This is a genomic window from Haloferax sp. Atlit-6N, assembly GCF_003383195.1.
Classification (GTDB): Archaea; Halobacteriota; Halobacteria; order Halobacteriales; family Haloferacaceae; genus Haloferax; species Haloferax gibbonsii.
In genome coordinates this window covers 1-25,176 of record NZ_QEQJ01000002.1, presented here as the reverse complement: position 1 = coordinate 25,176, position 25,176 = coordinate 1, and the positions used below count along the sequence as shown (strand labels likewise).

General features: G+C 69.2%; 28 protein-coding genes. 19 read left to right on the top strand and 9 right to left on the bottom strand.

Annotated elements, in window-relative coordinates:
- The first annotated feature begins 13 nt into the window (after positions 1-13).
- On the top strand, positions 14-760 hold the full coding sequence (locus tag DEQ92_RS09210; protein WP_004974735.1) for a class I SAM-dependent methyltransferase: 747 nt from the start codon (positions 14-16) through the stop codon (positions 758-760).
- Positions 761-769: 9 nt separating this feature from the next.
- Here DEQ92_RS09210 and DEQ92_RS09205 read toward each other — a convergent pair whose 3' ends face one another.
- The 4 genes from DEQ92_RS09205 to thiE all read right to left on the bottom strand — a co-directional run bounded on the left by DEQ92_RS09205 (position 770) and on the right by thiE (position 4,032).
- The gene (locus DEQ92_RS09205; RefSeq protein ID WP_004974733.1) at positions 770-1,567 is read right to left on the bottom strand and encodes an HpcH/HpaI aldolase/citrate lyase family protein; all 798 of its coding nucleotides are present in this window, start codon (positions 1,565-1,567) and stop codon (positions 770-772) included.
- 75 nt (positions 1,568-1,642) lie between these two features.
- Complete coding sequence (gene thiD / locus DEQ92_RS09200; protein WP_115805029.1) at positions 1,643-2,506, bottom strand: bifunctional hydroxymethylpyrimidine kinase/phosphomethylpyrimidine kinase; 864 nt, start codon at positions 2,504-2,506, stop codon at positions 1,643-1,645.
- On the bottom strand, positions 2,507-3,403 hold the full coding sequence (gene thiM / locus DEQ92_RS09195) for a hydroxyethylthiazole kinase (protein WP_199522901.1): 897 nt from the start codon (positions 3,401-3,403) through the stop codon (positions 2,507-2,509).
- On the bottom strand, positions 3,400-4,032 hold the full coding sequence (gene thiE, locus DEQ92_RS09190) for a thiamine phosphate synthase (RefSeq protein ID WP_199522910.1): 633 nt from the start codon (positions 4,030-4,032) through the stop codon (positions 3,400-3,402). Before thiE ends, thiM begins: the two co-directional genes overlap by 4 nt.
- Positions 4,033-4,212: 180 nt before the next feature.
- On the opposite strand from thiE, the gene DEQ92_RS09185 reads away from it, so the two are divergent.
- From DEQ92_RS09185 to DEQ92_RS09110, 16 genes are all read left to right on the top strand, one after another.
- Positions 4,213-4,788, top strand: a complete 576-nt coding sequence (locus DEQ92_RS09185; RefSeq protein WP_004974726.1) for a flavodoxin domain-containing protein — start codon at positions 4,213-4,215, stop codon at positions 4,786-4,788.
- 30 nt (positions 4,789-4,818) lie between these two features.
- On the top strand, positions 4,819-5,631 hold the full coding sequence (locus DEQ92_RS09180; RefSeq protein WP_050459735.1) for a hypothetical protein: 813 nt from the start codon (positions 4,819-4,821) through the stop codon (positions 5,629-5,631).
- 132 nt (positions 5,632-5,763) lie between these two features.
- Entirely contained in the window at positions 5,764-8,919 is a 3,156-nt protein-coding gene (locus tag DEQ92_RS09175) for an FAD-binding and (Fe-S)-binding domain-containing protein (protein ID WP_115820690.1), read from the top strand.
- Positions 8,920-9,090: 171 nt separating this feature from the next.
- A complete protein-coding gene (locus DEQ92_RS09170; RefSeq protein WP_004974718.1) occupies positions 9,091-10,227 on the top strand; it encodes an alanine--glyoxylate aminotransferase family protein in 1,137 nt (378 codons plus the stop codon).
- Between the two features lie 127 nt (positions 10,228-10,354).
- A complete protein-coding gene (locus DEQ92_RS09165; RefSeq protein ID WP_115805026.1) occupies positions 10,355-10,621 on the top strand; it encodes a hypothetical protein in 267 nt (88 codons plus the stop codon).
- A 72-nt stretch (positions 10,622-10,693) separates the two neighbouring features.
- Positions 10,694-11,290: a hypothetical protein gene (locus DEQ92_RS09160; protein WP_115820689.1), complete on the top strand. Its 597-nt coding sequence runs from the start codon at positions 10,694-10,696 to the stop codon at positions 11,288-11,290.
- Between the two features lie 88 nt (positions 11,291-11,378).
- On the top strand, positions 11,379-12,659 hold the full coding sequence (gene hisD, locus DEQ92_RS09155; RefSeq protein ID WP_193363458.1) for a histidinol dehydrogenase: 1,281 nt from the start codon (positions 11,379-11,381) through the stop codon (positions 12,657-12,659).
- Between the two features lie 120 nt (positions 12,660-12,779).
- Positions 12,780-13,145, top strand: a complete 366-nt coding sequence (locus tag DEQ92_RS09150; protein ID WP_004062279.1) for an iron-sulfur cluster assembly accessory protein — start codon at positions 12,780-12,782, stop codon at positions 13,143-13,145.
- A gap of 39 nt (positions 13,146-13,184) precedes the next feature.
- Positions 13,185-13,433, top strand: coding sequence for a DUF5816 domain-containing protein (locus DEQ92_RS09145; protein ID WP_004974710.1), 249 nt, complete (start codon positions 13,185-13,187; stop codon positions 13,431-13,433).
- A gap of 87 nt (positions 13,434-13,520) precedes the next feature.
- Complete coding sequence (locus tag DEQ92_RS09140) at positions 13,521-13,865, top strand: hypothetical protein (protein WP_004974708.1); 345 nt, start codon at positions 13,521-13,523, stop codon at positions 13,863-13,865.
- Positions 13,866-13,921: 56 nt separating this feature from the next.
- Positions 13,922-14,635: a hypothetical protein gene (locus tag DEQ92_RS09135; RefSeq protein WP_115820688.1), complete on the top strand. Its 714-nt coding sequence runs from the start codon at positions 13,922-13,924 to the stop codon at positions 14,633-14,635.
- Positions 14,632-15,291, top strand: coding sequence for a hypothetical protein (locus DEQ92_RS09130; protein ID WP_004974704.1), 660 nt, complete (start codon positions 14,632-14,634; stop codon positions 15,289-15,291). Before DEQ92_RS09135 ends, DEQ92_RS09130 begins: the two co-directional genes overlap by 4 nt.
- 99 nt (positions 15,292-15,390) lie before the next feature.
- Positions 15,391-16,200 carry a winged helix-turn-helix domain-containing protein gene (locus tag DEQ92_RS09125; protein ID WP_004974701.1) on the top strand — a complete coding sequence of 270 codons (810 nt, stop codon included), beginning with the start codon at positions 15,391-15,393 and terminating at the stop codon, positions 16,198-16,200.
- 109 nt (positions 16,201-16,309) lie between these two features.
- Positions 16,310-16,522: a dodecin gene (locus DEQ92_RS09120; RefSeq protein WP_004969446.1), complete on the top strand. Its 213-nt coding sequence runs from the start codon at positions 16,310-16,312 to the stop codon at positions 16,520-16,522.
- 120 nt (positions 16,523-16,642) lie between these two features.
- Entirely contained in the window at positions 16,643-18,022 is a 1,380-nt protein-coding gene (locus DEQ92_RS09115) for a bifunctional UDP-sugar hydrolase/5'-nucleotidase (protein ID WP_049905057.1), read from the top strand.
- A 93-nt stretch (positions 18,023-18,115) separates the two neighbouring features.
- Positions 18,116-18,523: a universal stress protein gene (locus tag DEQ92_RS09110; protein ID WP_004974696.1), complete on the top strand. Its 408-nt coding sequence runs from the start codon at positions 18,116-18,118 to the stop codon at positions 18,521-18,523.
- 92 nt (positions 18,524-18,615) lie between these two features.
- Here the strand turns inward: DEQ92_RS09110 and DEQ92_RS09105 are convergent, their stop codons facing one another.
- Positions 18,616-19,815, bottom strand: coding sequence for a mechanosensitive ion channel family protein (locus DEQ92_RS09105; RefSeq protein WP_115820687.1), 1,200 nt, complete (start codon positions 19,813-19,815; stop codon positions 18,616-18,618).
- 93 nt (positions 19,816-19,908) lie between these two features.
- On the opposite strand from DEQ92_RS09105, the gene DEQ92_RS09100 reads away from it, so the two are divergent.
- Both DEQ92_RS09100 and trmB read left to right on the top strand, forming a co-directional pair.
- Positions 19,909-20,649 carry a proteasome assembly chaperone family protein gene (locus DEQ92_RS09100; RefSeq protein ID WP_115805022.1) on the top strand — a complete coding sequence of 247 codons (741 nt, stop codon included), beginning with the start codon at positions 19,909-19,911 and terminating at the stop codon, positions 20,647-20,649.
- Between the two features lie 129 nt (positions 20,650-20,778).
- A complete protein-coding gene (gene trmB / locus DEQ92_RS09095) occupies positions 20,779-21,840 on the top strand; it encodes an HTH-type sugar sensing transcriptional regulator TrmB (RefSeq protein ID WP_004974690.1) in 1,062 nt (353 codons plus the stop codon).
- 73 nt (positions 21,841-21,913) lie between these two features.
- On the opposite strand, the gene DEQ92_RS09090 is transcribed toward trmB, so the two are convergent.
- The 4 genes from DEQ92_RS09090 to DEQ92_RS09075 form a co-directional block, all read right to left on the bottom strand.
- Positions 21,914-22,714 carry a hypothetical protein gene (locus DEQ92_RS09090; RefSeq protein WP_004974688.1) on the bottom strand — a complete coding sequence of 267 codons (801 nt, stop codon included), beginning with the start codon at positions 22,712-22,714 and terminating at the stop codon, positions 21,914-21,916.
- Positions 22,715-22,756: 42 nt separating this feature from the next.
- On the bottom strand, positions 22,757-23,851 hold the full coding sequence (locus DEQ92_RS09085; protein WP_050459742.1) for a Gfo/Idh/MocA family protein: 1,095 nt from the start codon (positions 23,849-23,851) through the stop codon (positions 22,757-22,759).
- A gap of 156 nt (positions 23,852-24,007) precedes the next feature.
- Positions 24,008-24,211, bottom strand: a complete 204-nt coding sequence (locus tag DEQ92_RS09080) for a hypothetical protein (protein ID WP_004042869.1) — start codon at positions 24,209-24,211, stop codon at positions 24,008-24,010.
- A gap of 99 nt (positions 24,212-24,310) precedes the next feature.
- Positions 24,311-25,176: ABC transporter ATP-binding protein (locus DEQ92_RS09075; RefSeq protein WP_147299483.1), on the bottom strand; the 866-nt coding region annotated here is incomplete at its 5' end.

Genomic DNA, 25,176 nt, shown 5'->3' with positions numbered 1-25,176 from the left:
CTCGATTCCCGCGATGGACGTTCCCACGACCGTCACGGCCGCCCTCGACGACCGTCCGGTCCGCGGCGCGGTCTGTCTGGAGGCCGGCGCGGGGACCGGCAACACCACCGCCGGACTCCTCGACGCGGGCGCGGAGCGCGTCTACGCCGTCACGAACGACCCGGAGCACGCGGAACTCGTCCGCGACCGCGTGGCCCCGTCGCCGACGGACCGAGCGAGAACCGCGGTGCTGGAGGCCGACGTTCGGAGCCTCCCCCTCGCCGACGACGCGGTCGATATCGTCACCGCCCACGGGCTGTTCAACCTCGTCGGTCCCGAGTCGCTCGCCGCCGTCGCGAGCGAGCTAACGCGGGTCGCCGCGCCCGGCTGTCACCTCGTCGTCGACGACTACGAACCGCTCCCCGACGACGCCGCGGTTCGGGAGCTGTTCGCGCTCGAAAACGCGGCGAGCCAGTTGGCCCGCGGGCGGCCCGCGCTGACGTTCTACCCGGCCGACGCGCTCAGGGCGCTGTTCTCGGGGCACGGCTGGCGCTTCGACCGCGAACTGACCCTGCTGGACCCGGTTCCGTGGTCCGCGAGCCACGTCGAGGCGCACGCGTCGGTGGCGACGTCGCTGGCGGCTGAAGTCCCCGGCGAGATGGGGAAGTGGCTCGCCGCCGAAGCCGACCGCGTCGCCGCCGCGGTCGAATCGGAGTCCGCGGGCGAGATGTACAGCGTGGCGATGCGGCTGTCCGACTCGGGGTCGGACGCGACAGAGTAGGCGCGGGCGCTACGCTTCGCGGTCGAACGTCGCGGCGTCGAACCAGCCGTCGACGACGCCCTTGAGCGCGCCGGTGGTGCTGCCGAGGTTGATGAGCTGATAGCCGTTTTCCGCCTTCTCGTTCACGTCGTCCATGCCGAAGCCGAGCCCGCCGACGGGGACGCCGGCCTCGACCGCGGCCGAGCGGACTCGCTCGACGGCCTCCTGCACGTCCGGGTGGTCTATCTCGCCGGGGTGGCCGAGCGCCACCGAGAGGTCGAACGGGCCGATGAAGACGAAGCCCAGTTCGGGCACGTCGAGAATCGCGTCGAGGTCCGAAAGCGACTCGGCGGTCTCGATGGTCACGCCGACGAGGGTCTCGCGGTCCTCGCTCGCGACGTAGTCGTCGGCGAGCCCCCACCGGCGGGCGCGCGGCGACGCGAGGCCGCGGTCGCCGGGGCCGTCGCCGTAGGTGAATCGGGCCGACCGAACCGCCTCGCGGACCTCCGCGGCCGACTCCACGCGCGGGAGGAAGACGTTCCTGACGCCGAGGTCGAGGGCTTTCCGGACGAACTCCGGGTCCGTCGTCGGGAGTCGGACTAACGGCTCGATGCCGGTTCGTTCCGCCGCGCGGAGGAGGTTCTCCATCGCGCCCGAGTCGAGCGAACTCGGTCCGCCGTGTTCGAGGTCGAGCCACACGAAGTCGACGCCGAGTTCGCCGTAGAACTCCACGAGCGTCGGGCTGTAGGTGTTGTCGAGGACGCCGAGCGCGACGCCGCCACTCTCGATTCGGGCGCGGAGCGCGTTCGCGGCTGCTTTCTCTGCCATGTCCGTGATACGACACGTGTCTGGAAAAAGGCGCGTGCCGCGAGCGCCTCGGACGAGTGCCGGCGCGCCCGGCGGTCAGTCGTCGCCGTCGGGCGCGTCCGCGTCCGCGTCGGGGGTCCAGCCGTCGCCGACGCCGACGAGGTGGTTCACGCTCCCCGCGCCCTCGCCCACGCCGGCCGGTTCGGCGAGGGTCGCGCGCGTGAACTCGATGCCGTTTCGGACGGCGTCGGCGAGGTCGTCGCCGCGGGCGAGTCGGGCGGCGACGGCGCTCGAAAGCGTACAGCCAGACCCGTGAGTCGCCGTCGCGTCGATGCGCGGATTGACGAACGTCGTCGTCTCCGTCGGCGTGACGAGCGTGTCAACCACGGTGTCGTCGTCGGTGGCGACGTGGCCGCCCTTCAGGAGCACGGCGTCGACACCCCGGTCGAAGAACCAGTCGGCTGCCTCGGAGACGGCTGCCGGCGAGTCGGGGAACACGCCCGTCAGCGCCTCGGCCTCGTCGGCGTTCGGGGTCGCGAGCGTCGCCCGCGCGAACAGGGCGTCGTAGGCGTCGACGGCGTCCTCGTCCAGCAGTCGGTCGCCGGAGGTGGCGACCATCACGGGGTCGAGGACGACCGGGCCGTCGTAGTCGGCGAGGCAGTCGGCGACCGTCTCGACGGCCTCGGCGGTCGCCAGCATCCCGAGTTTGACGGCGGCGACGTCGAAGTCGTCGGCGACGGCCTCGTACTGGGCGCGAATCGACTCGGCCGGGAGGACGTGCGAGCCCTCGACGCCGCGGGTGTTCTGGGCCGTCGCGGCCACGATAACCGACCCGCCGTAGACGCCGAGCCGAGTCATCGTCTTCAGGTCCGCTTGGATGCCCGCGCCGCCGCCGGAGTCGCTGGAGGCGACGGTGAGGACGTACGGCGGCGTCCGCGGGTCGGGGGCGGTCCCCGGCATCTATCGGACCTCGATGCGGTCGATTCGGTCGGCGATGTCTGGCGTCGAGGCGTCCGCGAGTCCGGCGACCGCGTCGAGGAAGGCGATTTTGTAGCTCGCCGGGCCGCGGTAGTCGCCGAACGCGCCCTCTGCGGCGAGTTCGCCCGCGAGCCCGTAGGCCGCGGTCCCAGAGAGTGCCGCCGAAAGCGGGTCGTCGAGGGCGGCCCCGAACACGGCGAGCGTCACGCCGAGCATACAGCCGGTGCCGACGACAGCGCCCATCATCGAGTGGCCGGCGTCGACCTCGAAGGCGGCCTCCTCGGTGGCGACGATGTCGGTCTCGCCGGAGGCGACGACGACCGCGCCGGTCTTCCGGGCGCACTCGACGGCCGCGGCGGCGATTTCGGCGTACTCGCCGACCGACTCGACCCCGCGGACCTCGGTGTCGTCGCCGACGAGCGCGGAAATTTCCCCGTAGTTGCCGTTGAGCACGTCCACGTCGAGGTCGGTGACGAGTTGGTCCGCGACCCGGTCGCGCGTCGGGGTCGCACCGACGCCGACGGGGTCGACGACGAGGGGGACGCCGGCCTCGTTCGCGGCGCGACCGGCAGTCAGCATCGTCTCCTCGCCGGACTCGCTCACGGTCCCCATGTTGAGCAGACAGCCGTCGGCGATGCCGACCATGTCGCCGACTTCGCGCTCGTCGTCGGACATGACCGGCAGGCCGCCCCAGTAGAGCGTGATGTTCGCCACGTCGTTGACCGTCACGTCGTTCGTGACCGAGTTGATGAGCGGCTGTTCGCCCGCGACGGCGGCCAGCACCTCGTCCAGCGCCACGTCAGGCACGCCGCCCGGACCGGTCGCGCCGTCCGAACCGCCCTGTCCACCCGCGCCGTCAGCGTCGTCTCGTCCGCTCATCGGCGGTCCCTCCCGGCGGCGACCGAGTCGGCGAGGTGGCGGGTCGCGTCGGCGGGGTCGTCAGCGGCGGTGATGGCCGAGACGACCGCGACGCCGTCGGCCCCGGCGGCGACCACGTCGGCGGCGTTGTCGGGCGTGACGCCGCCGATGCCGACGAACGGAATCGAGACGGCGTCCGCGATGGCCGACACCCGCTCGGTCCCGATTTCGGACTGCTCGGGGTCCGTGTCCTTCGTGTCCGTGGCGAACACCGCGCCGACGCCGAGGTAGTCCGCGCCGGCCTCCTCGGCGGCTCTCGCGCCCGCGACGGTCGAGACCGACCGGCCGACGATGGCGTCGTCGCCGAGCTGTTCGCGCGCGACCGAGACGGGCACGTCGTCGTCGCCGAGGTGGACCCCGTCGGCGTCGATGGCGGCCGCGATGTCGACCCGGTCGTTGACGACGAGGGTGACGCCCGCGTCGGCCGTCACGGCGCGAACCTCGCGGCCGACCTCGTAGCGGTCGCGGGCGCTCGCGTGCTTCTCGCGGAGTTGAACGACGTCGACGCCGCCGTCGACCGCGGCCTGCACCACGTCCGGCGTCGACCGCCCGCCGGAGCGGTCCGACTGCGTGACCAGATAGGTTCCCATCGAGATATTCATGAGTTGTATTCTGAGGTGATGCGGCGACGGGGAAAATAGTTCCTCCTCGCGGGTCGGAGTCGACTCGGCCGGCTTCGCGTCGAATCGGGACGCGGTCGGTTCTCGGGGGGTGAGAGGCTGTGTGTGGGGTTATGCTGTGAGCGAACCAACAGGTACGCGGTGAGCTGTATGGGGACGATACTCGTCGCGTACGGGAGCAAAGAGGGACAGACCGAGAAGATAGCCGGGCGCATCGCCGAGGCGCTGGCGGCGCACGGGCACGACGCGAGGACCGCCTCGGTCGCCGATTCGGACGTTGGCGAGGCGCTCGCCGACGCCGACGCGGTGCTCGTCGGGTCGTCGATTCATCTTGGCGCGCACTCGAAGCCGGTCTACGAGTTCGTCCGCGAGCACCGCGACGACATCGAGGCGCGGCCCAACGGCTTCTTCCAGGTGTCGCTGTCGTCGGCGCTCGACGACGAGGACGCCCGCGCCGAGGTCGCGACGTACCTCGACGAGTTCGTCGAAGAGAGCGGCTGGCATCCGGAGCGGATGGCCGCGTTCGGCGGGGCGCTTCGGTACTCGGAGTACGGCTTTCTCACCCGGATGATGATGAAGCGCATCGCCAAGGACGCGACCGGCGACACGGACGCCTCCCGCGACTACGAGTACACCGACTGGGACGAAGTCGAGTCGTTCGCCGCCGACTTCGCCGAGTTCGTGGAGTCGACCGCGGGCACCGCCGCGGGAGGTGCGGCGGTCTGAGCGGGCGGACTAGCCCGCTCGGTGGTTTCGATGAACGTCCGCACACTCGGCATCGTCGTCGTCGCCGCGCTCGTCGTGGTCGCGGTCGCGGCCGGCGGCCTCTGGGCGTTCGGCCGGCTCTCGTTTCTCGACTCCTACGGGAGCCAGTACGACTACAGCGTCCGCGTCTCGGCCGACGAACCGATTTCGAACGTGACGGTCCTCGTGCCGTTACCCGTCAGCGACGGCTCCTCGGCGGTCGGCGACGCCGTCGAGTCCCGCGAGTACCTGCTTCCGACGGGCTGGGCGTACGACGTGGTCGAAACGGAGTACGGCCCGATGCTCCGCCTCCGGGCCGACGAGATTCCCGCCGACCCGACCTACTACCGGGCGGTCGTCGAGAACGACCGACTGGTCCGCTGGGAGCCGATTCCCGCGAGCGAGTACAGTCAGAACGACTCCGACACGCTCCGCGTCGAACACGACGCGATAGACCTGTTCGCCGACGTGCGGGTGAACCAGTCCATCGACACGCTCGCGCCCGAGGGGACGGAACCCCTGTTCGAACCGCGAGAGAACGCCCGGCTCGTCCCGTGTGACTGGCCGAGCAACAGCGACGACACCCGGTGTTACGACTACGAGTCGGTGCTGTTCGTGCGGTACGACGGCCCCGAGACGACGAACGTCTCGGTGAGCGTCGAACTCCGCGGCGCGAACTCGTGGTGGGTCGGCGGCTGGAACTACAACGAGTACGTCGACCACGTCGCCGCCTACGACCTCCCGGCGGACCGCCAGGGCTGGGTTGTCGCCGACGGCGAACTGCGGACCGGCGTCGGGAACTACCCCCGGAACCCGCCGCAGTAGACGGGTTCTCACCCAACTCGGCACACTCGGCCCGCGCGCGACGAAGCCGGTCCGCCGCGAACGACTACCGCTTCTGGCAAACATGGCGAGTCACACACAGGTTTTTGCTATCCTGCACGATTATACGTGATAATGTCTGGCGACGGCCCTTCGCGGGCGACCCGAATCGCGGCGGAGACGGACGGCGAGGAACGAGGCGACTTCCGGCGGTTTCAGGAGTCGCGCGACTACGACGTGGTCGACGTAGCCGAGCACGCCGACCTCGCCGCCGACCTTCGGGAAGTCGTCTCCGGCGAGGTGCGCTTCGACGAGTACGCGCAGGTGCTGTACGCGACCGACGGCTCGATTTACCGGGCGCGCCCGGCGGGCGTGGTCGTCCCCCGCGACGAGGACGACGTGCGCGCCGCGGTGCGGACGGCGGCCGAGCACGACGTTCCCGTCCTCCCGCGCGGGGCGGGGTCGTCGCTGGCGGGACAGACCGTCGGCCCCGGGTGCGTCGTCATCGACTGCTCGAAGTACATGGACGAAATCGTCTGCGTGGACCCCGACGCGCGGCGGGCGCGGGTCCAACCCGGCGTGGTGCAGGACGACCTCGACGACCGCCTCGCCGACCACGGACTGAAGTTCGCGCCGGACCCCGCCTCATCGAACCGGGCGACCGTCGGCGGCGGCATCGGCAACAACTCCACGGGCGCGCACTCGGTCCGCTACGGCATCACCGACGCCTACACCGAGGAGTTGCGGGTCGTCCTCGCCGACGGGTCGGTCGTCCACACCCGCGACGTGGTCGTCGGGAGCGACGAGTGGGATCGCATCGTCGGGAAGGACGACCGCGAGGCCCACCTCTACCGGACCGTCCTCGGCCTCGTCGAGGAACACGAAGACGAAATCGAGCGGCGGTATCCGAGCCTCAAGCGGTCGGTGTCGGGCTACAACCTCCACAAGGTCGTCTCCGAGAGCGACGGCGGCGAGACGGTTATCAACCTCTCCAAACTGTTCGTCGGCGCGGAGGGCACCCTCGGCGTCGTCGTCGAGGCCACCGTGTCTCTCGTGACGGTCCCCGAGGAGACGGCGCTCGTCCTCTACGCCTACGACGACCTCGTGGCGGCGATGGCGGCGGTCCCCGACGCGCTCGACTTCGACGCCAGCGCGGTCGAACTCATGGACGACGAGGTGCTGCGGATGGCCGCCGAGTCCAGCGAGTACGCCCAGTACGTCGAGGAAATTCCCGACGGGACGGCCGCGACCCTGATGCTGGAGTTCGACGCCGAACTGCACGACGACTTCGAGGCGGTGATTCGCGAGGCGAACGAGCACTTCCTGCGAGACGGCGACGGCGAGGCCCGTGGCGACGCCGACGCCGACGGCGGCGCGTTCGACGCCATCGAGGCGTACACGCCCGCGGCGCAGGCGGACCTCTGGAAGCTCCGCAAGGCGGCGATTCCGCTCCTCATGTCGCTGCCGGGCGACCCGAAGCCCTACCCGTTCATCGAGGACGCGAGCGTCCCCCCCGAGGAGTTGGCGGAGTACGTCCAGTCGTTCGAGGCGGTGCTGGAAGAACACGGCACCTCGGCCGCGTACTTCGCCCACGCCGGCGCGGGGACGCTCCACATCCGCCCGATTCTGAACCTGAAGGACGGCGCGGGCATCGAGACGATGCGCGCCATCACCGACGACGTGACCGACCTCGTGTTGGATCATCGCGGGGCGTTCTCGGGCGAGCACGGCGACGGGATGGCCCGAACCGAGTGGAATCCCAAGATGTACGGCCCCGAACTCTGGGGCGCGTTCAAGGAGCTGAAAACGGCGTTCGACCCCGACTGGCGCATGAACCCCGGGAACGTCGTCTACCGGGACGGCCCCTCCGACCCGGGGCCGGACGGCGACCGCGGCGTCGGCGCGGACATGCGCGAGAACCTCCGGTACGGCGCGGCCTACCAGTCCATCGAGCCCGCGACGACGCTGGACTTCTCGGACGAGAGCGGCTTTTCGCACCTCGTCGAACTCTGCAACGGCTGCGGCACCTGTCGGCAGACCGGGTCGGAGACGATGTGTCCGACCTACCGCGCCTCGAAGGACGAGGCCGAGACGACCCGCGGGCGGGCCAACATGCTCCGCGCAGCCATCAGCGGCGACCTCCCGGAGGACGAGATTCACTCAGACCGGTTCCAAGAGGAGGTCCTCGGGCTCTGCGTCGGCTGTAAGGGCTGTCAGAACGACTGCCCGACCGGCGTCGATTTGGCGAAGCTCAAAGCCGAGGTGAAACACGCCTACCACGCCGAGGCGGGCGCGTCGCTCCGCGAGCGCCTGTTCGCCAACATCGACCGGCTGGCGGGCGTCGGAAGCGCCCTCGCGCCCGTCTCGAACTGGGCGGCCGAGATTCCGGGTGCGCGGGCCGCGATGGAGCGACTCGCGGGCATCGCCCCGGACCGGTCGCTCCCCTCGTTCACCCGCGACACGCTCGAATCGTGGATGGACGCGCGACGACCCCGCGTGCCGGCGGCGGAGGCCGACCACCGCGTCCTCCTGTTTCCCGACACCTACACGAACTACGTCACGCCCGAAATCGGGAAGGCGGCGGTGCGGGTGCTGGAGGCCGCCGGCGTCCACGTCCGACTCGCGGAGGGCGTCGAGCCGAGCGGTCGCGCCGCCTACTCCGGCGGCTTCCTCGACCTCGCGCGGCGGCGCGCGGGACACAACGTCGAGACGCTCCGCCCGTCGGTCGAAGACGGCTGGTCGGTCGTCTTCGTCGAGCCCTCGGACGCGGTGATGTTCCAAGACGAGTACGCCGACCTCCTGCCGGACGACGCGGTCGCGCCGGTCGCCGCGGCCGCCTACGGCGTCATGGAGTTCCTCGACACCCACCGACTGGACGAGACTCTCCCGATTCGCGGGCGCTCGCCCGACGGTGACGGCGCGGCCGGGCCCGTCGCCTCCGCGGTCGCCGACGGCGGCGCGCTCGGCTCCCTCACCTACCACGGCCACTGCAACCAGAAGGCGCTGAACAAGGACCACCACGCGGTGGGCGTCCTCCGGCGGGTCGGCTACGAGGTCGACCCGCTCGATTCGAGCTGTTGCGGCATGGCTGGGAGCTTCGGCTACGAGGCCGAACACTACGACCTCTCGAAGGCCATGGGAGACATCCTGTTCGAACAGGTCGACGAGAGCCGGGGCGACGAAGTGGTCGCTCCCGGCGCGTCGTGCCGGACGCAACTGGAAGACAGGGACGACGCGGCGCGGCGACCGCCGCACCCGATAGAGAAGGTCGCGCAGGCGCTGTCGGGCTGAGCGGGCTACTCGAAGCACTCGGCTGGCCTCCAACGGGTCGGGGTCGCCCGCCGAGTCCTTTTCACAGCGTTCCGCAATCACATCCCTTTTGCCCGTTTGCGTGGCACGTGCAGTCAGACCATGTCCGATGCACCCGATGTCGGCGAACTCACCCCGCCGAATCGCACGCTGATGGGCCCCGGCCCGAGCGACGTCCACCCGCGCGTGCTCCGCGCGATGTCCACGCCGCTCGTCGGTCACCTCGACCCGTCGTTTATCGACATCATGAACGAGGTGCAGGAGCTCATGCGTTACACGTTCCGCACCGACAACAAGTGGACGATTCCGGTCTCGGGGACCGGGTCGGCGTCGATGGAGGCCGCCATCGGCAACCTCGTCGAACCGGGTGACACGATGCTCGTCCCGACGAACGGCTACTTCGGCGGGCGCATGGAGTCGATGGCCGAGCGCGCCGGCGGCGAGGTCGTCCACGTGGACGCGCCGTGGGGCGAGCCGCTCGACCCCGCTGACGTGCAGGACGCCTTCGACGAGCACCAGCCGGACGTGTTCGGGTTCGTCCACGCCGAGACCTCGACGGGCGTGAAACAGCCGGGCGTCCCCGAACTGACGAGCATCGCCCACGACCACGACGCGCTCGTCGTCGCCGACACCGTCACCTCGCTGGGCGGGGTCGAACTCGAAGTCGACGACTGGGGCATCGACGTGGCCTACTCCGGGCCGCAGAAGTGCCTGTCGTGCCCGCCGGGCGCGAGCCCGCTGACGCTCAACGACCGCGCGATGGACAAGGTGCTCTCGCGGGAGGAGCCGCCTCGTTCGTGGTACCTCGACCTGTCGCTGCTTGAGGGCTACTGGGGCGACGACCGATCGTACCACCACACCGCGCCAATCACCAACGTCTACGCCATCCGCGAGGCGCTCCGACTGGTCGCCGAGGAGGGCATCGAGGAGCGGTGGGCGCGCCACCGCCGGGTCGCGGGCGCGCTGAAAGCCGGCGTCGAGGCGATGGGCCTCGGACTCAACCCCGAAGACGAGTACTGGCTCCCCAGCCTCAACGCGGTGCTCGTCCCCGACGGCGTCGACGCGGGCGCGGCCATCGATTACGTGCTCGACCACTACGACCTCGAAATCGCCGGCGGCCTCGGCGCGCTCGCGGGCGACATCTTCCGCGTCGGCTGTATGGGCCACTCGGCGCGGCCGGAGAACGTCTCGTTCCTCCTGACCGCCCTCGGCGAGGCGCTGGAGGCGCAGGGCGCGGACGTGGACCCCGAAGCCGGGTTCGCCGCCATGCGCGAGCAGTTGGGTCAGTAGCGCCCCCGAACCGGCGGCAATTCGACGCGAACCGCGGCGAAACTCGGCGAAACCGGCGCAAAACGCCCGCCACGGTGTCCCGTATTCATGAGCGTCGCTCCGCGAGTGGCGACCGAAGCGATTCACCATGAACCGACGCAGACTCACCCTCGTCGGCGTCGCGCTCGCGGCTCTCGTCGCGACCGCGGGCGTCGCCGCCGCCGCACCGAGCGAGAACGCACAGCAATCGGGCCCCGAGGCCGGCCAGCAGGGGCCGCCCGGCGAACTCCCCGGCCCGGTCCCGGAGTTCGTCTCGGACATCCACGACCTCGTTAGCGACTTCCTGAACGAGGCCCTCGACGGGTCGCTTGGGGACTCGCTAAGCGACCTCGCCACCGACTTTTCGGGTGCGTAACTAAGTGCGACCCGAAGGTAGCCGGCAACTGAGCTGAACGACAGCCGTCCAAGACGAAGTTTCAATTCAGTTATGAGACGAACACTCCTCGTCGCCGCGACAGTTCTGGTCCTCCTCACGGCCGGCGTCTCGGCCGCGTTCGTGACCGGAATCGGACCGTTCTCCGACGACGCCGGCGACTCAGACGAACCGTTCCCCACGCAGACGACCGCGCCGCCCGACGACGGCGACAGCGGTAGCAGCGACAGCGGAAGTAGTGACAGCGAGAGCGGAGACAGCAGTAGCGGCGACGGAGACGGCGACGCGTCCGAGAGCGAATCGGTGCCGCCGTTCGGCGTCGTCGTCGACAACATCGAGAAGTGTGGCCAGACGTGCCGCGACGTGACGAGCACGATAACCAACCAGCAGGACGCCGACAGTTCCGGCGTCACCGTCTACAGCCGCATCTTCGTCGGTAACAGCACCGACCCGGACGACGAGGTCTGGCGCGGGTCCCAAGCGGTCGGCGACCTCGCGGCCGGCGAGTCCTACACGACGACGAAGCGCGTCAAACTCTCGTACTCCGAGGCGTTCGCGGTCCGACAGGCCGACGGCTGGATTACGGTCCAGACGACCATCGAGACCGACGACCGGACGCTGACGTACACGGAACAGCGCGACGTGGCGTAGGTCGCGCGAGGCCGCGGCGCGGGACGCGAGCGCCGCCCACCGCTTCCGCAACGACTTTTCGCGCCGGCCGCAAAGCCGGGGTATGAACATCGAGGTTCGCGAACTGGCCGACCTCGGCACCGACGCCCGCCGCGCCTTCTTCGAGCGGGACGCCGGGGTCGAGGAGGTTCGCTCCGACGTGCGCGACATCGTCGAGCGCGTCCGCCGCGAGGGCGACGCGGCGGTCCGTGAGTTCTCAAGCGAGTTCGACGGCGTTCAGGTCGGTAACATCGACGTGACCGACGCCGCCGAGCGCGCCTACGACGAAATCGACGACGACGTGCGCGAGGCCATCGAGGCCGCCGCGGCGAACGTCCGCGAGTTCCACGAAAAACAGGTCCCCGAGGACTGGCGCGAGGAGTTCGGCGACGCCGGCAGCCGCGAGCTCGGGCGTCGCTACCGCCCGCTGGACCGAGTCGGCGTCTACGCACCCGGCGGCACCGCCGCCTACCCGTCGAGCGTCCTGATGGGCGTCATCCCCGCGAAGGTCGCGGGGGTCGAACACGTCGCGGTCACCACGCCGCCCGCGGACCAGATGAACCCCGTCACGCTCGCCGCGATGCACGTCGCGGGCGCGGACGCGGTGTACTCGGTCGGCGGCGCGCAGGGCATCGCCGCGCTCGCCTACGGCACGGAGACGGTGAAGGCCGTCCAGAAGGTCGTCGGGCCGGGCAACAAGTGGGTCACGGCGGCGAAGGCCGAGGTCCGCGGCGACGTGGACATCGACTTCCTCGCCGGTCCCTCCGAGGTGCTCGTCGTCGCCGACGAGACCGCCGAGGCGCGGTTCGTCGCCGCCGACCTCGTCGCGCAGGCCGAACACGACCCGAACGCGTCGGTCGTCGCCGTCACGGACGACGCCGACCTCGCCGAGGAAGTCGTCGCGGAGGTCGAACGACAGGCGAGCGAGCGCGAGCGGACCGAGACCATCGAGGCGGCGCTCGAAGGCGACGCGTCGGGCGTCCTCCTCGCGCGGTCGATGTCCGAGGCGGTGCTGTTCGCCGAGGAGTACGCCGCCGAGCACCTGACGATTCAGGCCGACGACGACGAGGCGCTGTTGGACCGCATCGACTCCGCGGGGAGCGTCTTCCTCGGCCCGTACACGCCCGTCGCGGCCGGCGACTACGCCTCCGGGACGAACCACGTCCTCCCGACGGGCGGCGGCGCGAAGCGACAGGGCGGGCTCTCCGTGGACCACTTCGTCCGCTCGACGACGGTCCAGCGCCTCGACCGCGAGGGACTGTCGGAGCTCTCGGAGACGATTACGACGCTCGCCGAGGCCGAAGGACTCGACGCCCACGCTCAGAGCGTCCGCGAGCGGTTCGAAGAGTAGGCGAACGCGGCTCGTTCGACTCGTTTTCCTCTGACTTGCGGCCGGTAGCCACATCCTACCGAGCCGGCACCGGGTTCCGCCTGCGCCACAGTTAACCGTTCCCACAGTATAGTGGGGCGTATGAGCACGGAATCCGCGAGTGGCGGCGGCGATGTGGCGGTCACGGTCACGCCCGCGGCCGCGGACGAAGCCGTCTCCCTCCTCGAAGGAGAGTCGATGGACACCGACGTGGCGGGCCTCCGGCTGTTCGTTCAGCAGGGCGGTTGCGCCGGGCTGTCCTACGGGATGCGCTTCGACAACGAACCGGAAGACGACGACACGGTCGTCGAACAGCACGGCCTCCGTGTGTTCGTCGACCCCGCGAGCATGAACTACATCGGCGGCTCCACCCTCGACTTCGAGGGCGGCCTGCAGGGTGCGGGCTTCCACGTCAACAACCCGAACGCCGAGAGCAGTTGCGGCTGCGGCGAGTCGTTCCGGACGTAGGGACCAATTTCTTAAGCCACCCCCGCGCGAATCGGTGGCATGGCCGAACTCCAGACCCAGACCGTATCGAGCGGCAAGACTGTCTTCGTCGCCACTGACGAGGCCGAGCGCGGCTCGAAGGGACCGTTCTACGTGGTGTACTCGACCGAGGACGCCGAGAGCCGATGGGGGTACCTCTGCGGTAACTGCGACTCGTTCGACACCGCGATGGACACGATGGCCCGCATCGAGTGCAACAACTGCGGAAACGTCAGAAAGCCCGAGGAGTGGGACGCCGCTCACGAGTAGTCGAGCGCCCGGCGCGACCGTTCGTCAACTATTGGTATGTCATACCGTGGCAATCTTTATCAGGGGTGCGGGTGTACGTAGACGTGCATGGCCCAGGCTTCGATGCCTCCCGTCCAGGAGGCTCGGTCGATATTCGGCCGGCTCGGCTACTCCGTCTCGGGCGACGGAACCGATATGCTGGCCGAACGCAAGTGGCGTACGGTCCACGTGACCGCACTGAGTTCGCGAGAAGCGACCGAATGCCGTCCGGTGCTCGCAGACGGCGGAACCGAGACACCGTATCGGTTCCGCTGCTTCGTGACGTGGGACGACCACATCAGCGCGCTTCGAGAGCGGCTTCGCGGTATCGACCTTCCATACGAGTGGGCAATCATCGGCGTGTCGAACGGTGGTGGGAACGACTACGAGGTCGTTCACGGAACGAACACGTAATCGAAACGGGGCGTCTTCGCCCAAACGTTTTCTCAGCCCGTCGCTAACGGACGAGCATGTCGCAGGCCGCACAGACGGAGCTGGCGCAATTCGTCCGGAGTAGACGGCTCAACGCGGTACTCGCGTGGCTGTTCGTGGGGTTCCTCATCGCCGTCGCCGTCGGGAGCGTCGTCACCGGCGGCGACCTCGTCTGGGGCGGGTTCGCGGCCGTCGTCGCCGCGGTCACCGTCGTTCCGGCGGTCGCCTTCCGCGAACCGAGAGCGATGCTGCCGTGGGAGGTCGTCGCGCTCGCGTCGCTCCCGCTCGTCGCTCGCGTCCTCGTTCGGGGCCAGACCATCGGCGGCGTGACGTTCACCGGACGCGTCTCGACGTACCTCGCGGTGGCCGCCATCGCGCTCATCGTCGCCGTCGAACTCGACGTGTTCACGCCGGTCCGGATGAACCACTCGTTCGCCGTCTTCTTCGTCGTCATCGCCACGATGGCCGCCGCCGGCGTCTGGGCGGTCGTCCAGTGGCTCTCGGACCTCTATCTCGGGACGCGCCTGCTGTTGAACGGCCGACCCGAACACGTCGTCGAGGCGGGGCTGATGTGGGACTTCGTCGCCGCCACCGTCGCCGGACTCGGGGCCGGGTTGCTGTTCGAGTACTACTTCCGCCGCCGGGCCGGCTCGCGCGAGCGGCTCCCCGAGGAGGTGGCGGACGTCGCCGAGGACGTGAGTCCAGCGGGAACTGACGACGACGCCACGAGAGAGGGCGGTGAGTCGTCGTGAAGATTCGCTCGCACCTCCACATCGACGCGCGACGCCAGCGCCAGCTCTCGCGGGCGATGCAGGTCGTCCTCGTCGGTCTCGTCTTCATCGGCCTCGACCGCGGGAACCTCGGCATCGTCGTCAACGCGCTCGTCGGCCTCGGCGTGACCTACCTCCCGGCGCTACTCGAACGCGACTACCGCATCCCGATGGACGCCGGACTGACGCTCTGGATATCGACGGCGGCGTTCCTCCACGCGCTGGGTACGGTCGGTTTCCCCGGTTCGGAGACCAGTTTCTACGCGGGCGTCTGGTGGTGGGACCACCTCACGCACGCGCTGTCGTCGTCGGTCGTGGCGGCCGCCGGCTACGCGACCGTCCGCGCGGTCGACGAGCACACGGCGGACATCTACCTGCCGCCGCGGTTCATGTTCGTCTTCATCCTGCTTTTCGTGCTCGCGTTCGGGGTCTTCTGGGAAGTCATCGAGTTCGCCATCTCGGGGGTTGCCTCGCTCGCCGGCACCGCGTCGGTGCTGACGCAGTACGGCCTCGACGACACGCTCCTCGACCTCGTGTTCGACGCCGTCGGTGGGGTCATCGTCGCCATCTGGGGGACCGCACACCTCTCCGACGTCGTCGGCGCGTTGCAGAAACGCCTCGAATCAACATCTCGTTGACACGTTGAGGCGGCCGCCGGTCCGCCCGAGCCCCCCGATTGCGGGCGAATATCCGGAGTCCCGATATACATTTGTGTAGGCCCTGAGATGTTCACACCGATGTCGAGTTGGATTGGTGACGAGGACGAAGACGAGGGCGGGGACGCGGCCGACGCGTTCGAGGCGGTCGGCCGCCGCCGTCGGCTTCTCCAGGCGCTCTCGTCGGAGTCGCTTTCGAAGGCCGACCTCGTCCGCGCGCTCTCGGTCTCTCGGTCCACCGTCGACCGCGGCGTCGAGCGCCTCGTTCAACTCGGACTCGTCGAGCGGTCGAACGGCGGCTTCGTCGCCACGAGCGCGGGTCGCGTCGCCTTGGAGACGCACGACGAGGCGCTCCGGTCGATGGCGAACGTGCTCGACGCGAAACCGGTGCTCGACCGCCTCCCGGAATCGGTTAACCCGCCACCTTCGCTGTTCCGCGACGCGGTCGTCTGCACCGGCGACCTCGCGGCGATGGAAGAGTGCTCCCCGCTCGAGTTCGACCTCGGCGAATCGACGAGTATCTCCGGGTTCAACGGCCCGTTCCTGTTCAGCATCTGGCCCGAAGCGCACGAGCAACTCGCGCGGCTCGGTGACAGCGCCACGCTCGTTCTCTCGGCGGAGTCCCTCGACTGGCTCTCGAACCGGTACCCCGACGGGCTCGACGCCATGGTCGACGCCGGCGTCCGCGTGTCCGCGGTCGAAGGCGACCCGCCGTACGGCGTCGTGGTCGTGGACCGACCGACGACGGCGTCGGTCACGCTCGTCGTCTACGACCACATGGGCGGGCCGGAGGCGCTGGTCGTGAGTTACGACTCCGCGGCCGTGTCGTGGGGGCGAACGCGCGTCGCGGCGCGAGCCGAGACGGCGCGTCCGTATCGGCCCGACGAGTGAGCCGCGCACCCTTCCGCCACGTACCGCCGCCCGCCCCTTCGGCTCGTCCCGCCGTCGCCGCCGAATCGGGGACGATTATTTGTGATAGTAAGACGAAGGGTCCGACGAGATGGTGTTCAAGAAAATCACCCTTGTCGGTCGGAGTGCAGAGAGTTTCGACGCCGCCGTCGACGACGCGATTAACCGCGCCGAGGAGACGCTCGCGGGCGTCCACTGGGTCGAAGTAAAGGAACTCGGCGTCGAACTCGCGTCCGTCGAGACCCGAGAGTACCAAGCCGAGGTCGAAGTCGCGTTCGAACTCGAAGGGAAAGACGGCGAGTAGAGACGACGCTCACCCGGTCGAGACCGGCCCGCGTCGGTCCGACTCGGGTTGGCCCACGTCGACGGCGCGGGCCGTCCCGACGGCTTCTTATCCGCCCGCACCGCCACATTCGAGAAGCGAATGCCTCGGCTCCTCCACTACTCCGACATCGAGAACGTCTTCGACGACACCGAGCGCGCCGGCCGCCTCGCGGGTTGCGTCAGCGCCCTCGACGGCGACGACACGCTCGTGGTCGGCACCGGCGACAACACCGCGCCGGGCGTCCTCTCGCTCGTCGAGCGCGGCGGACAGGCGCTCGACTTCTACGACGCCGTGGACGCCGACCTCGAAACGTTCGGCAACCACGACTTCGACTACGGGCCGAGCCGGACCCGCGAACTCGTCGCCGCGAGCCGACCGACGTGGGTCACGAGCAACGTCCACGGCGAGGACGGCGGCCGGTTCGCCGCCGACGAGGGAACCGTCCCGCGAACGACCCGCGAGGTGGACGGGCTGACCCTCGGCTTCTTCGGCGTCACCGACCCCGCGACCGGCACTATCAACCCGGAGGCGGCCGACGTCGGCTTCTCCGACCCTTACGCGGCCGCCGCCGACGCGGCCGCCGCGCTCAGAGACGACGGCGCGGACCTCGTCGTCGCGCTCTCGCACCTCGGTAGCGGCGACGACGAACTCGTCGCCCGGTGCGACGTGGACCTCGTCCTCGGGGGCCACGTCCACGCCGAGCGCGACGACGTGGTCGACGGCGTACCAATCGTCCGCCCCGGGGCGAACGGCCACGTCGTCTGGGAGGTCCGCGTCGCCGCCGACAGAATCGAGACGGTCCGCCACCGGACCGCCGAGTACCGGGCCGACGAGGGGCTGGTCGCGGCGCTGGCGGGCCGCGTCGACGCCGCCGGCCTCGACGAGGTGCTCTGTCGAATCGACCGCCCGATGGACCGCGCCGAGGAGACCGTCGCGGCCGGCGAGTGCCGCGTCGGCAACGCCATCGCCGACGCCTACCGCTGGGCGACCGGCGCGGACGTGGGGCTGCAGAACAGCGGCGGCATCCGCTCCGGCCCGCCCGTCGGCCCCGACGTGACCCACGCCGACCTCGTGAGCCTCGTCCCCTTCGAGGAGCACCTCGTCGTCGCCGAGGTGACCGGTACGGAGCTACTGGCGGCGTTCGGGGCCGCCCGCGGGACCGAGATGGGCTTCGGCGAACCGGACTGGTGGCACGCCCACGTCAGCGGCGCGCGCATCGTCTGGGACGACGACCGTGACGAGGTCGTCGAGGCGTTCGTCGGCGGCGAGCCGGTCGACCCCGAGGCGCGTTACACCGTCGCCACGAGCGACTACCTGCTCCACAGCACACAGGAGTTCCCGGCCATCACGCAGGCCCACCGCGTCGGCGAGTTCGAGATACAGCACGACGCGCTGGCGCGGTACGCCCGCGAGGTCGGCTTCGACGCCGCGGTCGAAGGGCGCATCGAGCGCCGGTCGGCCACCCGCGCCGACGACTGAGCGCGGTCGAGGGGTCGGAAACGGGCGCGCGTCCGCCGGCCAAGCCGACCGAGAGGGAAAGGTTCACGCACGCCCGGCGAGTGGCTTCGGAGTATGACACGGGTCGTGGTCCCGGTTCGGTACCCCCTCTCGAAACACTCCCGGGCGACGCTCGAAGAGGCCGTCCGCGTCGCGCGCGAGCGCGACGCCGAGCTGACGGTCCTCCACGTCGACCTCTACCAGTCGAACCGCGGCGTCACGCGGACCGAACTCAAGCGGGCGGTCGAAGCCGAGTTCGGCCCGCTCGTCCGCGCGCGCTACGTGGTCCGCCGAGGCTTCCTCGTCGAGGAGACGATTCTCGAAGAGGTCGCCGCCGAGGAGGCCGACATCGTCGTCATCGGGTCGAAACAGGCGAGCCGCTGGCGACGGATGCTCCGCCGGTTCCTCGACGACCCCGACATCGACGTGTTCCTCCGCGAAAAGCTCGACTGCACGGTCATCACCGTCCGCGCGGACGACTGAGCCGGCGGCTCTCGGGTTCGGGTTCAGATTCGATTTCCCGTTTTCCCGGTTCCGATGCGGTTCCCAGTTCCGACTGTGTCCGCCGTTCCTCGTCAGTCGTCGGTGGTGTCCGTCGACTCGGCGTCCGTCGGCTCGGCGTCCGCTGACTCGGCATCCGCTGACTCGGCATCCGCTGACTCGACGTCCGTCGGCTCCGTGGCGTCGGTCGCGTCAGTTGGGGTTTCCGGGGCGTCGACACCCTCGCCGTCAGAGACCGGCTGGACGGGCGCTCCCGGCGCCGGCGACGCGGTGGCGTGACGCTGGTTCGCGGCCTCGTCGCTGGTGACGTGGAGGCTCCCGCTGGTCTCGTCGAAGACGAGGTGCGTGTGCGGGTAGGCGAACTCGACGGTGGCCTCGGACTCCTCGACGAGCGTCCAGAGCCGCGTCTGGACCTCCGACTGGATGCGACCGATTTTGTACGGTTTCAGCGCCCAGTAGCGGAGGCGCAGGAGGACGCCGTTGTCGGCGTAGGAGTTGATGTAGGCGGTCGGCTTCGCCGGGTAGCGGGCGCTCCCGATGCGGATGTCCGGACCGCCTTCGACCACCGAGTCGCAGTCGCGGGCGGCGCGCTCGACGAGGTCGCGGGCGGCGTCGATGTCGGACTCGTAGGTGACGAGCACGTCGAGCGACAGGCGGGTCCGCTCGTCCTCCGCGGAGTAGTTGATGACGTCGCGGTCGCGGATGTTCGAGTTCGACATCACCAGAAACGTATTGTCGAGGGTGAATATCTTCGTGTAGCTCAGGGTTATCTCGTCGATGAAGCCCTTCGTGCCGTCGTCGAGTTCTATCATGTCGCCGATTTCGAACGGCTGGTCCGAGAGGACGAACACCCCGTTGATGATGCTCCCGACGATGGGCGCGAGGACGATACCCAGCACCGCCGAGAACACCGTCACCGAGAGGACGATGTCGCCGAGTTCGAGGCCGAGGACGTTCGCCCCGAGACCGACGCCGAGGAGGACGATAGCGAGCCGGGCGATTCGGAGGACCGTCTGGGCGACGCTCTGCCGCCGGAACTGCCGGGCGACCGGTCGTCCGAGCAGGCGGACGATGTACTTCGAGAGCCCGACCGCCAGGGCGACGATAACGAGAGCGACGGCGATGCGCCACCCCGGAAACAGGAGGTAGTCCGGCACGAACGCCGGCGGCTCGATTGCCGTCGACTGGAGCGGGGCGACCGCGACGTGGCTCCCCGCCGTCAGCGTCCCGCCGACCGCGCCCGACACGTCGGCAACCCCCTCGACTCCGTCCATGGAAACCGCAACGGAGAGCGGTGAAAAAAGGGTTGTTACTCCGAGGGTTCGGTCGCGGTGAACGGCTAAGTGTCGGGGCGTCGCAGTATCTGCATGGTCAACGCGACGAGCGCCCGCCCCGACTTCCGCATCACCCACGAGACGCCGCCCAGCCGAGCGCTCCTCTGCGGCTTCTCGTCGTTCGGACTCGCCGGCCTCACGGCCGTCGACTTCATCGTCGACCACCTCGACCTCGAACAGACCGGCCACCTCACCGTCGAGGGTCTCCCGGCGGTGACTCCCTTCGAAAACGGCCGCCCCCGGCATCACACCCGGCTATTCTCCCGCGAGGACCTCGACGTGACCGTCCTCGTCGGCGAGCTGTTCGTCCCGGCCGTCCACGGCACCCAGTTCGGTAACGCCATCCTCGAGTGGACAGAGCGCAACCAAGTCGAGGAGCTGGCCGTCCTCTCGGGGATTCCGATGGCCCACGGCCCCGACGAACACCGCGTGTTCTACATCGCCACCGACGACTACCGCGAGGCGCGACTCGCCGACAGCGGCATCCACCCGATGGGCCGAGGGTTCTTCGACGGCACCAACGCGGCGCTCGTCGAGCGCGGCATCGGGTCGCCCCTCGGCGTCGGCGTCTACGTCACGCCCGTCCACGCCCAAGCGCCCGACGTGGAGGCGGCGATTCGACTCGTCGAGGCCGCAGACGACGTGTACGACCTCGGCGTCGACTCCTCGCCGCTGGAGTCGTTCGCGGCCGAGGTCCAGCAGTACTACGCCGAACTCGCCGAGCGACTCCGCGACAGCGAGGCGGACCTCCCCGACGACCGGATGTACATGTGAGCGGCGGCCCGCCCCCCGTCAAACAGCGACCGACAGCCGGTCTGCTACCGTTTGTGCCACTTGTTTTCGGAATTTTGTGCTACTCGGATTTCAGTAAATGATTTAGGTGATGCCGTACACGTCACGACCATGGCTGACGAACTGCGGCTCACCATGGAGCGAGTCGGTGAGCGCTTCAACCTCGGCGAGTACGAGATAGACGCGTATCTGGCCGTCCTCGAACACGGACAGTTGACGGCGAGCGAAATCGCCGACCGAACCAGCATCCCCCAGCCGCGGGTGTACGACACGGTCCGGAGCCTGTCGGACCGCGGCCTCGTCGAGCTCCGTGAGTCGCGGCCGATGAAAATCGTCGCGGTCGACCCCGACGACGCCTTCGCGAACGTCAAGACCTCGCTGGAGGAGCTCATCGAGGAGCTTGAGGCGCGCTACACCGCCCCGGCACGCGACACCGAGGCCGTCTCGCTCGTCAAGTCGCGGTCGACCATCCTCCGCTACATCGAGGAGATTATCGAGGCCGCGGAGTACGAACTCGTGCTCTCGTTGACGCCCGACCTGCTTCGTCGCTTCCGCGACGACCTCGCGGCGGCCATCGACAGCGGCGTCAGCATCGACCTGCTCGTGACGCCCGCCTCCCGCGCGCCCGACCCGGACGAGTTCAACTACCTCGACGTGGCGACTATCGCGCGCGCCCGCCGCGGCATCACCTCGCCCGTCCTCGCGGTCGCCGACGGCGAGTACTCCATCTACGCGACCCAAGACGCCCTCCGCGACGACCGCGACCGCTACGGCGTCATCTTCAACCGCTCCGCGCTCGGCTTCCTCGTGAGCGGCTTCTTCGGGACCGTCCTCTGGAGCACCGCCGAGACCATCGTCGCCAACGGCAAGCGCCGGCCGTTCCCGCGCCGCTACGCCTCCATCCGCCGGGCCGTCAAAGACATCCGCGAGATAGAAGGCGACTTCTACGCCTCCGTCTCCGGCCGCGACATCGAGACCGGCGACCCCATCGTGGTCGAAGGGCGCGTCATCGAGACGGCCTTCGAGGACACGGAGGAGGTCGCGTCGCTCCACATCGAGACCGAAGAGGGCGTCGTCGAGGTCGGCGGGCTGGTCGCCGCGCTCGAAGACGTGGAAGGACAGGAGATTCTGCTCGGCCGCGACGAGGTTCCGAACCGCGACGAAATCGTCTGAAGCCGCGTCGTCAGGTTCCGCTCGCGTCTTTTCCGCTCGGCCATTCCCCGCCAGCAACGGCCCTCAGCAACGGCTACTCGTCGGGAAACTCGTAGACGACCGCGCCGCAGTCCGCACAGCCGAGAACCTCGTGCTCCGGCGAGTCGTACAGCCCCGCGGTGCCGCCGCAGCAGTTGCGCGTCGTCGTCTCCTCGACCGCGCCGCCGCAGTCCGGACAGACCTCGGTGAACATCCGCATCGGCTCCGTGGCCGCGAGCGCGACCATCGGGTCGACGCCGCGCTCGACGACCGTGTAGAGCGTCGCCACGTCCGCGATGGCCTGCGGCCGGGAAATCCACACGGACATCGAGGGACCGTCCAGCGAGATACCGCCGAACTCGGCGTCGACCGTCGCGTCGAACGGGACCGCGTTGGCGACGGCCTCGGCGAGTTCCTCGTCAGTGGTCTTCCGGAGCGTCGCCATCGTCGACTCCCACTCCTCGCGGGCGTCGTCGGCGAGAAAGAGGCCGTCTTCCTCCTCGACGAGCACCCCGGCGTTCAGGAGCGTCGAGAGCATCACGTCGGGGTCGACGTTGGCGTCGAGCGACTCCGACCGGCGGTCGGGAGACGAGTCCGCGTCGCCGTGGTCGAAGACGCCGGCGAGGCCGAGCGCAGAGACGACCCGGGGCGCGAACGAGGGCGTGCCGGGGACGACGTAGCCCCGCAGGTACACGGCGAGCGCGCCGCCGACGAGGACGACGAAGCCGACCAGCGGCGAGAGCACGCTGACCGCGAGGCCGACGAGGACGACCAGCGCGACGTTGACGGCGGTACACGGCAGACAGCGGTTCTCGCCGGTGTGTTCCGGGCGCTTGAGTGAGTCGATGACGGACATGGTGTGAAAAGTGGGGCTGTGAAGTGTTCGCGTTCGCGGTGGTCAGTTCGCCGGGGGCGTCTCGGTCTCGACCGCGTCGAGGCGGACCGCTTTCCCGGTCTCCGACGAGCGGTAGATGGCGTCGATGACGCGCTGGACGGCGAGGCCCTGTTCGACCGTGTTGCGGCCGGGGTGTTCGCCCTCGGCGACGGCCGCGAGGAACGCCTCCTGTTCGGTCTTGTGGGTGTCGTTGTCCTGCGTCTCTACGTCGGCCGTCGAGAGGTGGTTGCCGCCGCCGACGCCGTCCTCGTAGAACTGGAGGTCGTGGCTCGCGCGGTCGAAGCGCACGCCGCCCTCCGTGCCGCGGAGGAAGAACTCGTCGTTGGTCGGGCGGTTCGTCGCCCACGCGACTTCGAGGGAGATGGTCGTCCCCTCCTCGGTGCGGATGAAGGCGCTCGCGGAGTCGTCCACGTCGAAGGCCTCCGGCCCGACGTCGTCGCCCCACATCTCGACGAAGGTGTAGTCGTCGCGGTCGCCGAACTCCGAGCGGGTGACGCCGGAGACCTCGACGACCTCGGGGAAGTCGAGGAAGTAGAGCGCGAGGTCGATTGCGTGGACGCCGATGTCGATGAGCGAGCCACCGCCGGCGACTTTCTTGGAGGTGAACCACGACCCGCGGCCGGGGATGCCGCGGCGGCGGACGTAGTTGGCCTCGACGTGGGTGACGTCGCCGAAGCGACCTTCCTCGTAGTGGTGGCGGACGACCTCGACGGGGTTGGCGAAGCGGTTGTTGAAGCCGACCATGCAGAAGCCGTCGGCCTCCTCGGCCGCCTCGGCGATTCGCTCGGCCGATTCGAGCGAGTGCGCGAGCGGCTTTTCGAGCAGCACGTCGAGGCCCGCGTCGAGCGCGGCGACGGCGTACTCCTCGTGGAAGCGGTTCGGCGTGGTGATGATGACCGCGTCGACCTCCCCGAACAGTTCCGACTTCTCCTCGTAGGTGTTCACGTCGTACTTCTCGGCGAAGCGACGACGGGCGTCCGCCTGGATGTCGAGGCCGCCGACGAGGGTCGCGCCGAGGTCGACGAGGCGGTCTGCGTGGTGGTGTCCGATGTTTCCGAGTCCGACGATACCGACTCGGACCGATGATTCCGTACTCATGATTCGATGATTAACTACAGGTGGTGTTAAGTTTCACGTTCTTTGGCCTGAATTGCCAGAATCGACCGCGAGCGCCCGGTCAGACGGCGTTCGGGACGCGAGGTGAGGCGAACGACGAGGCGGGACGAGGCGACTGGCACGGGTCGAGACTGGGCGTCAGTAGAGCTGTTCTTCGCGCTCTTTGCGCTCTTCCTCGCGACGCTTTTCCTCCTTGAGTCGGCGTCGCCCGCGGAGGTACTGCTTGCCCTTCGGAATGAACTTGTTCTTCAGGTCGAGGAGGAACGAGACGATGCCGTAGGCCCAGAAGAAAAACAGGACCGTCATCCCGCCGAGGTAGAACAGACCGAGTTCGTTGACCATGGATGTGTGATGTGGTGTGGCTCCGATAAGCGTTGTGCGGGCTGTGCGAGTCGCGTGCGGGGTCGAGGACGAACCGACGCGGGCCGTGTTACGGGCGCGTCAGTCGTCGCTTTCCGCTTCCGTGCCGGGCGCGCCGCTCGTCTGGACGGGCGTCTCGATGCCGTGGCTGATGGCCTCGCCCGTCTCCGTGTCGAAGAGGTGAACGCGCGAGCGGTCGAGGACGACCGTCACGTCCTCGTCCTCCTCGATGTCGGTGTCGGGTGCGACGCTCATCAGCAGTTGGTCGTTGGCGACGCCGCTCGTGTCTTCGAGGTCCGTCTCGGCCGACTCCGAGAGCTTCAGGTAGACGAATATCTCGTCGCCCATCGGTTCGAGCACGTCGGTCACGGCCTCGATGCGGTGGCTGGGGTTCGAGACGAGCGCCTCGTCGCCGACGAGGTACACGTCCTCGGGGCGGATGCCCATCGTGACGTCGGTCCCCACCTCGATGCCGAGGTTCGCGGGGTCGAACTCCACGTCGATGTTGGTCGAGACGAACCCGTTTTCCGTGACCTCGCCGTCGAGGAAGTTCATCGAGGGCGAGCCGATGAAGCCGGCGACGAACAGGTTCGAGGGTTCGTTGTAACAGACGAGCGGCGGGTCGATCTGCTGGAGTTGTCCGGAGTCGATGACCGCGATGCGGTCGGACATCGTCATCGCCTCCGCCTGGTCGTGGGTGACGTAGATGATGGTCGTGTCCAGTTCCTTGTGGAGGCGCTGGAGCTCGGTCCGCATGTGGACCCGGAGCTTCGCGTCGAGGTTCGCCAGCGGCTCGTCCATCAGGAAGACGCCGGGGTTGCGGACGATGGCGCGGGCGATGGCGACGCGTTGTCGCTGGCCGCCGGACATCTCGTCGGGCATGCGTTCGAGCATGCCCTGCAGCTGGACGATTTCGGCGGCGCGCTCGACGCGGCGCTCGATTTCCT

Coding starts and splice junctions, on each gene's coding strand:
- DEQ92_RS09170 (WP_004974718.1), top strand. CDS start 9,091: ATGGGCCCCGGCCCGAGCGACGTCCACCCGCGCGTGCTCCGCGCGATG.
- DEQ92_RS09080 (WP_004042869.1), bottom strand. CDS start 24,211: ATGGTCAACGAACTCGGTCTGTTCTACCTCGGCGGGATGACGGTCCTG.
- DEQ92_RS09165 (WP_115805026.1), top strand. CDS start 10,355: ATGAACCGACGCAGACTCACCCTCGTCGGCGTCGCGCTCGCGGCTCTC.
- DEQ92_RS09110 (WP_004974696.1), top strand. CDS start 18,116: ATGACACGGGTCGTGGTCCCGGTTCGGTACCCCCTCTCGAAACACTCC.
- thiD (WP_115805029.1), bottom strand. CDS start 2,506: ATGCCGGGGACCGCCCCCGACCCGCGGACGCCGCCGTACGTCCTCACC.
- DEQ92_RS09150 (WP_004062279.1), top strand. CDS start 12,780: ATGAGCACGGAATCCGCGAGTGGCGGCGGCGATGTGGCGGTCACGGTC.
- DEQ92_RS09090 (WP_004974688.1), bottom strand. CDS start 22,714: ATGTCCGTCATCGACTCACTCAAGCGCCCGGAACACACCGGCGAGAAC.
- DEQ92_RS09185 (WP_004974726.1), top strand. CDS start 4,213: ATGGGGACGATACTCGTCGCGTACGGGAGCAAAGAGGGACAGACCGAG.
- trmB (WP_004974690.1), top strand. CDS start 20,779: ATGGCTGACGAACTGCGGCTCACCATGGAGCGAGTCGGTGAGCGCTTC.
- DEQ92_RS09175 (WP_115820690.1), top strand. CDS start 5,764: ATGTCTGGCGACGGCCCTTCGCGGGCGACCCGAATCGCGGCGGAGACG.
- DEQ92_RS09100 (WP_115805022.1), top strand. CDS start 19,909: ATGGTCAACGCGACGAGCGCCCGCCCCGACTTCCGCATCACCCACGAG.
- DEQ92_RS09125 (WP_004974701.1), top strand. CDS start 15,391: ATGTCGAGTTGGATTGGTGACGAGGACGAAGACGAGGGCGGGGACGCG.
- thiE (WP_199522910.1), bottom strand. CDS start 4,032: ATGGGAACCTATCTGGTCACGCAGTCGGACCGCTCCGGCGGGCGGTCG.
- DEQ92_RS09160 (WP_115820689.1), top strand. CDS start 10,694: ATGAGACGAACACTCCTCGTCGCCGCGACAGTTCTGGTCCTCCTCACG.
- DEQ92_RS09120 (WP_004969446.1), top strand. CDS start 16,310: ATGGTGTTCAAGAAAATCACCCTTGTCGGTCGGAGTGCAGAGAGTTTC.
- thiM (WP_199522901.1), bottom strand. CDS start 3,403: ATGAGCGGACGAGACGACGCTGACGGCGCGGGTGGACAGGGCGGTTCG.
- DEQ92_RS09140 (WP_004974708.1), top strand. CDS start 13,521: ATGGCCCAGGCTTCGATGCCTCCCGTCCAGGAGGCTCGGTCGATATTC.
- DEQ92_RS09205 (WP_004974733.1), bottom strand. CDS start 1,567: ATGGCAGAGAAAGCAGCCGCGAACGCGCTCCGCGCCCGAATCGAGAGT.
- DEQ92_RS09145 (WP_004974710.1), top strand. CDS start 13,185: ATGGCCGAACTCCAGACCCAGACCGTATCGAGCGGCAAGACTGTCTTC.
- DEQ92_RS09210 (WP_004974735.1), top strand. CDS start 14: ATGGACGTTCCCACGACCGTCACGGCCGCCCTCGACGACCGTCCGGTC.
- DEQ92_RS09180 (WP_050459735.1), top strand. CDS start 4,819: ATGAACGTCCGCACACTCGGCATCGTCGTCGTCGCCGCGCTCGTCGTG.
- DEQ92_RS09135 (WP_115820688.1), top strand. CDS start 13,922: ATGTCGCAGGCCGCACAGACGGAGCTGGCGCAATTCGTCCGGAGTAGA.
- DEQ92_RS09085 (WP_050459742.1), bottom strand. CDS start 23,851: ATGAGTACGGAATCATCGGTCCGAGTCGGTATCGTCGGACTCGGAAAC.
- DEQ92_RS09115 (WP_049905057.1), top strand. CDS start 16,643: ATGCCTCGGCTCCTCCACTACTCCGACATCGAGAACGTCTTCGACGAC.
- DEQ92_RS09105 (WP_115820687.1), bottom strand. CDS start 19,815: ATGGACGGAGTCGAGGGGGTTGCCGACGTGTCGGGCGCGGTCGGCGGG.